We start from the raw sequence: 6635 nt of genomic DNA on the forward strand, positions 1-6635 counted from the left end.
CAAATTCCCACAAATTTTTAAATGTGGCTAAAAAATCAAAACATGAAAAAACTCATTATCGCAGCCGGAACAGGATTTTTAGGACAAGTATTAGTAAATCATTTCAAAGATAAATTTGAAGAAATTGTAATTCTGACCAGAGGAAAATCTCATATAATTGAAGGAATCAAATATGTAAACTGGAACGCAAAGACTTTTTCAGGCTGGGAAAATGAGTTGGAAAACGCAACGGTTTTAATTAATCTCGCAGGTAAATCTGTTGATTGCCGTTATACTAAAGAAAATAAAAAAGAGATTCTTTTATCCCGAATCGAAAGTACGAAGATTTTAAATAAAGCTGTTTTAAATTGTGAAAATCCACCAAAACACTGGCTTAATTCATCAACCTCAACAATCTATCGCTTTTCATTAGATAAAGAAATGGATGAAATCAACGGTGAAATTGGAAATGATTTTTCTATAAACGTCGCGTTATCTTGGGAAAAAGCATTCTTTAAAACCGAAACTCCAAATACTTTAAAAACTGCTTTACGAACTTCTATAGTTTTAGGCAAAAATGGCGGTGCATTTATTCCGTTAAAGACTTTGGCAAAAATAGGTTTTGGAGGAAAACAAGGAAAAGGAAATCAATTTATCAGTTGGATTCATGAAGAAGATTTCGCAAATGCAATAGATTTTATTGTTCAAAAGGAAATAACCGGAGTTATTAATATTGTTTCTCCAAAACCAGTTCGCAATTTCGACTTTATGAAAAAACTTAGAAAAGCGGTTGGTTCTCCTTTCGGGATTCCGATGAGTGCTTTTCTTCTTGAAATTGGATCTTTTTTTATTCGAACAGAAACCGAATTAGTCTTGAAAAGCAGAAATGTGATTCCGAAACGACTTTTGGAGAATGGTTTCAAATTTAAGTTTGGAGATATTGACGAAGCTTTTAAAAATTTATTAAATAAATGATTTAAAGCTTGAAGTAAATATAGTTAATGATAAATTTGATTCTTTCATAAAGCTCCAGCGGAGCATAATATTTATAGAAAAACATATAATTCTCTCTTTCACTAAGCTCCAGAGGAGCGTCATATTTTTTTCCTATTTAACTACTAAAATTTCTATAAATATGACATCCCTTCGGGATTTCAAATATGCTACTTATTCATGACAACAATAAACCTCACAACAAAAATAAAAGCTCCAAAACAAATCGTTTTTGACGCATCCAGAAATATCGATGTTCATCAACAATCTACAAGTAAATCAAATGAAGTTGCAATTGCCGGAGTAACATCTGGATTAATAAATTTAAATGAAACGGTAACATGGCGAGGAAAACATTTCGGGTTTTATCTCACTCATAAAAGCAGAATTACAGCAATGAACTTCAATAATTATTTTGTGGATGAAATGGAAGAAGGAAAATTCAAATTCTTTAAACACGAACATTTTTTTGAAGAAGAAAATGGAGTTACGATTATGAAAGATAAAATGCAATACGAAACTCCATTTGGAATATTCGGTGAGCTTTTTGATATTTTATTTTTAGAAAAGCATTTAACGAAATTTCTTTTAGAAAGAAATAGGATCCTGAAACAAGTATCAGAAAAACAGAATTAAAATAATTTTCTTACTTTTATAAGTCAGATCTTCAAAAGATAGTTAGTAAATAATTTAAAATTAAACTTATGACTTTTAAAAGTAAAATTTTATCGATAACATTTTTCGCCATTTCTTTTATTGGATTTGCACAAACTAATTGTGCAACTCTAAAAGGCTGTGAACGAAAATTATGTGAATTAAACACAAAATTAACTGCTGCTAAAAAAGCCGGTAATCAAAACCAGATAAAGGGTGTTGAAGATGCTATTTCTAAAACTAAGAAAAACTGTACAACGAAAACAGTTAATAATGATCTTGACAAAAAGGTAAAAGAAAAACAGCAAAAAGTAAATGAAAAATCTGCTGATCTAAACAAAGCGATCAAAGACAACGAAAGCAAAGAAAAAATCGACAAGAAAAAAAAGAAATTAGATGAAGCTAAAGCTGATTTGAAAAAAGCATTGGCAGAACAGAAATCGAAATAATTGTTTTAGATTTTTGAAGAAATAAGTTCTTTTTCTCCCGCAAATTTGCTTCGCCTGTTCGCTATCGCTCGGGCAATGTCAATAAGTTAAGCTTTTAAAAAATAAAATCGTTGCAAATCAAATCCGTTTTTATCCGCGTTTTTACGAAGTAAATCTGTTTTATCCGCGTCAAAAATTAAACGCTGATTTTACTGATTCGCTAACGCGAAAACGCGGATAAAAACGGATTTTTTTCTAATTACTTTCTTGATTAAACTGTTAAGTAATTTTATAGATTTCCCCTTCTTAATGACATTGATCGCTCGGGTGGCAGATTGAGCAGATTTTTATTGATTAAGAGAGGAGATAGCAGCGAAAAGCCCACAGCCTGAAGGAAGAAGTGCAAGGACTTGCAGCGTCCCGATAATTATCGGGAAGCCCGACCCGGAGGGACACGCCCAAAACATGAAACATAAACTTCACATAATTTTAAAAATTCCGATGTTGAAAGGCATCGGAATTTTATTTATAGAAAGACAATCATTAGCCACCAGAAAATTGGTACGCTTTCGACCCAAAAAGAAGTGTAATATTTAGAGCGATTGGGATTGGCAAAAGCAATAAACAACATTAACATGACGACCATAATAAGATTTATGAAAAGTTCATGAAATGTGAATGTCAAAATACCAACAATCCAAAACGGAACCAATAGTGAAAATCCTAAAATTTTAGTGCGTTTTACACCAATTGTTTGCGGAACGGTTTTTAAATGCGGATCGTCATTCGCCAAATCTAAAATTTCAAAAACTAGAATCAGCACAAAAACCAACACAAATCGCTGAATACATTTGATAAAAAAGTCCGGTATAAACGGAATTTCGGCATTGATATAAGGTAAAACCAACGTCGCTCCTACCCAACAAAGGGCTACGATATATATTTTTACGCCTGCCCAATTTCGGGCATTTTTTCTGTTGGGAAAAAAGGGTAAAGTATAAAGTGCTGTTATGGCAAAAATTCCGAAAGAAACAATTTGCGTAATTTGCTTTAGCTGAAAAAAATAATAGCCAACTAAAACGAGTGAAACGAAGCTCAAAACAGCAATAATTTTCAATTGATTTCCTATTGGTTTTTTCTTCACCCGAACCAATGCGTCATATTTAACAAAATTATACCCCACAATTGTTCCGAAAAAAACGAACAAAGCCATTGGTTCATCGTACTGAATATGAAACACATGAAACGTAACCCGAACCAAAGCATAACAGGATAAAGCCACATGAATACTGCTATTGAGGTAAAAATCGAATATATGTTTTAATAGTTTCATTTCTTAAATCTAATCAATTATTAACAAATCAACTCTTTAGTTATAAATTTCATAAAAATTGAAGTTAAAAATACCTATTAAATTATTAATAATACTTAATTTTGCGCCACAAAAAAACAACACATTTACTATAAAATGTAATTAACGTTGTGCAACACTTTGATTAGATCAAAAAATACACTTTGTAAATTACATTGCCCTAAAAAATTAGATAGCTACAAATGAAAACAGATGCTTTTGCTTTAAGACACATTGGCCCAAGAGAAACAGATCTTCAACACATGTTACAAACTATTGGAGTTGAATCGATCGAACAACTTGTTTACGAAACGCTTCCGGATGATATTCGTTTAAAAGCACCTTTAAACTTAGATCCAGCTATGACAGAATATGAGTTTTCGAACCATATTCAGCAATTGGGTAATAAAAATAAAATCTTCAAAACGTATATTGGTTTAGGTTACAATCAGGCAATTGTTCCTGCTGTAATTCAACGTAATGTTTTTGAAAACCCGGGATGGTACACGGCTTACACGCCTTATCAGGCTGAAATTGCTCAAGGTCGTCTTGAAGCGATTTTGAATTTCCAAACAACTGTTATCGAGTTAACAGGAATGGAAATTGCAAATGCTTCTTTACTTGATGAAGGAACGGCTGCTGCCGAAGCTATGGCTTTGTTGCTTGACGTTCGTTCTCGTGATCAAAAGAAAAACAAGGTAAATAAATTTTTCGTTTCAGAAGAAATTCTTCCTCAAACACTTTCGGTTTTACAAACTCGTGCAACACCTATTGGAGTTGAATTAGTGATTGGAAACCATGAAACTTTTGATTTCTCTACTGAATTCTTCGGAGCTATTTTACAATACCCTGGAAAATACGGACAAGTTTACGATTACACTGCTTTTATCGAAAAAGCGGCTGCAAGCGAAATTAAAGTAGCCGTTGCTGCTGATATTTTAAGCTTAGCTAAATTAACTCCTCCGGGAGAAATGGGAGCTGCAGTTGTTGTAGGAACAACTCAACGTTTCGGAATTCCGTTAGGTTACGGTGGCCCACACGCTGCTTATTTTGCTACAAAAGACGAATACAAACGAAGCATGCCGGGACGTATTATTGGGGTAACTGTTGACACAAACGGAAACCGCGCTTTACGTATGGCTTTGCAAACTCGTGAACAACATATCAAGCGTGATAAAGCAACTTCAAACATTTGTACGGCTCAGGTTTTATTATCTGTAATGGCTGGAATGTATGCGGTGTATCACGGACCAAAAGGTTTACAATATATTGCTAATAAAGTACACGCTGCTGCTGCAACTTTAGCAAACGAATTGAAAACTTTAGGTGTAGAACAATTGAACTCGGCTTTCTTTGATACTATTTTAGTAAAAGCTGATGCTAAAAAAGTAAAAGCGGTTGCAGAAGCAAACGAAGTAAACTTTTATTATGTTGACGAAAATACGATCTCAATTTCGTTAAACGAAACTACAAGTATTTCTGATGTAAATGATATCATCACTATTTTTGCTGAAGCTCTTTCGTTACAGCCTACTACAATTTCTGATTTTACAGAAACAAATCATTATCCTGATTCAGTAAACAGAACTTCTGCTTTCTTAACGCATGATGTTTTCAACAAATACCATTCTGAGACGGCATTGATGCGTTACATCAAAATGTTAGAACGTAAAGATTTAGCATTGAATCACTCAATGATTTCGTTAGGTTCTTGTACGATGAAATTGAATGCTGCTGCAGAAATGTTACCATTAAGTAACCCTAACTGGAACAACATTCACCCTTTTGCTCCGCTTGACCAAGCTCAGGGATATCAGGAAATGTTGAAAAAATTAGAACAGCAATTAAACGTAATTACAGGTTTTGCCGGAACTACTTTGCAGCCAAATTCTGGCGCGCAAGGAGAATATGCAGGACTTATGGTAATTCGTGCGTACCATCAATCTCGTGGAGACGATCACAGAAACATTGCTTTAATTCCTTCATCGGCTCACGGTACAAATCCTGCTTCTGCTGCAATGGCAGGAATGAAAGTTGTGGTTACAAAAACTTTAGAAAACGGAAATATCGACGTTGAAGATTTACGCGAAAAAGCAATTCTTCACAAAGACAATTTATCTTGTTTGATGGTAACCTATCCATCGACTCACGGAGTTTTTGAAAGTGCAATTCAGGAAATCACAAAATTAATCCACGATAATGGTGGACAAGTATATATGGACGGTGCAAATATGAACGCGCAAGTTGGGTTAACAAATCCTGCTACAATTGGCGCTGACGTTTGTCACTTGAACTTACACAAAACATTCGCAATCCCTCACGGTGGTGGAGGTCCTGGTGTTGGCCCAATTTGTGTGGCGCCACAATTGGTTCCATTTTTACCAGGAAATCCGGTAATTCCAACAGGAGGAGAAACGGCAATCACAGCAATTTCTGCTGCTCCTTGGGGATCTGCTTTAGTCTGTTTGATTTCTTACGGATACATCTGTATGTTAGGTGCCGATGGTTTAAAAAGTGCTACTGAACACGCGATTTTAAATGCTAACTACATCAAAGAAAAATTAAACGGACATTACGATACTCTATATTCTGGAGAAATGGGTCGTGCAGCTCACGAAATGATCTTAGAATGTCGCCCTTTCAAACAAAAAGGAATCGAAGTAACGGATATCGCAAAACGTTTAATGGATTACGGTTTCCACGCGCCAACAGTTTCTTTTCCGGTTGCAGGAACTTTAATGATCGAACCAACTGAAAGTGAAAACTTAGAAGAATTAGATCGTTTTTGTGAGGCGATGATTTCTATCAGAAAAGAAATTGAAGCTGCAACAATCGAAGACAGCAACAACGTATTGAAAAATTCTCCTCATACTTTAGCAATGTTAACTGCTGAGACCTGGGAATTTCCATATACAAGAGAACAAGCTGCTTTCCCATTAGAATATATCGCTGATAACAAATTTTGGCCTTCAGTTCGAAGAGCAGATGATGCTTTTGGAGATAGAAACCTAATTTGTAGCTGTGCTCCTATTGAAGCTTATATGGAAAACTAAGAAATAAAATTTTCTTTATAAAATATCCAAACCCGACAGATTTTAAAACTTGAACTGCCCCCAAAAAGTTAGACACTATTTGGGGGCATTTTTATGGAAAAAAGAGTAAAATATGATTATGAGTTTAAGCTTGGCTGTATAAATAAAGTTTTAAAAAACAACATTCCAGTTTATTCA

The 6635-nt window shown here is 34.4% G+C and carries 5 protein-coding genes; 4 read left to right on the forward strand and 1 reads right to left on the reverse strand.

Annotated features, from left to right (window positions below):
* Positions 1-42: 42 nt before the first annotated feature.
* The 3 genes from KHA90_RS13440 (at position 43) to KHA90_RS13450 (ending at position 2075) form a co-directional block, all read left to right on the forward strand.
* Positions 43-954 (forward strand): TIGR01777 family oxidoreductase, encoded by a 912-nt coding sequence (locus tag KHA90_RS13440; RefSeq protein ID WP_213300903.1) that lies wholly within the window; start codon positions 43-45, stop codon positions 952-954.
* Positions 955-1152: 198 nt separating this feature from the next.
* Complete coding sequence (locus KHA90_RS13445; protein WP_213300906.1) at positions 1153-1608, forward strand: SRPBCC family protein; 456 nt, start codon at positions 1153-1155, stop codon at positions 1606-1608.
* 68 nt (positions 1609-1676) lie between these two features.
* Positions 1677-2075, forward strand: coding sequence for a DUF1090 family protein (locus KHA90_RS13450; RefSeq protein WP_213300909.1), 399 nt, complete (start codon positions 1677-1679; stop codon positions 2073-2075).
* A 505-nt stretch (positions 2076-2580) separates the two neighbouring features.
* Here the strand turns inward: KHA90_RS13450 and KHA90_RS13455 are convergent.
* The gene (locus KHA90_RS13455; RefSeq protein WP_213300911.1) at positions 2581-3387 is read right to left on the reverse strand and encodes a UbiA prenyltransferase family protein; all 807 of its coding nucleotides are present in this window, start codon (positions 3385-3387) and stop codon (positions 2581-2583) included.
* A gap of 221 nt (positions 3388-3608) precedes the next feature.
* On the opposite strand from KHA90_RS13455, the gene gcvP reads away from it, so the two are divergent.
* On the forward strand, positions 3609-6458 hold the full coding sequence (gcvP, locus tag KHA90_RS13460) for an aminomethyl-transferring glycine dehydrogenase (RefSeq protein WP_213300914.1): 2850 nt from the start codon (positions 3609-3611) through the stop codon (positions 6456-6458).
* The last annotated feature ends 177 nt before the right edge of the window (positions 6459-6635 follow it).

This window comes from Flavobacterium psychroterrae (assembly GCF_018380615.1).
GTDB classification, from domain to species: domain Bacteria; phylum Bacteroidota; class Bacteroidia; order Flavobacteriales; family Flavobacteriaceae; genus Flavobacterium; species Flavobacterium psychroterrae.

Coding starts and splice junctions, on each gene's coding strand:
- gcvP (WP_213300914.1), top strand. CDS start 3,609: ATGAAAACAGATGCTTTTGCTTTAAGACACATTGGCCCAAGAGAAACA.
- KHA90_RS13450 (WP_213300909.1), top strand. CDS start 1,677: ATGACTTTTAAAAGTAAAATTTTATCGATAACATTTTTCGCCATTTCT.
- KHA90_RS13445 (WP_213300906.1), top strand. CDS start 1,153: ATGACAACAATAAACCTCACAACAAAAATAAAAGCTCCAAAACAAATC.
- KHA90_RS13440 (WP_213300903.1), top strand. CDS start 43: ATGAAAAAACTCATTATCGCAGCCGGAACAGGATTTTTAGGACAAGTA.
- KHA90_RS13455 (WP_213300911.1), bottom strand. CDS start 3,387: ATGAAACTATTAAAACATATATTCGATTTTTACCTCAATAGCAGTATT.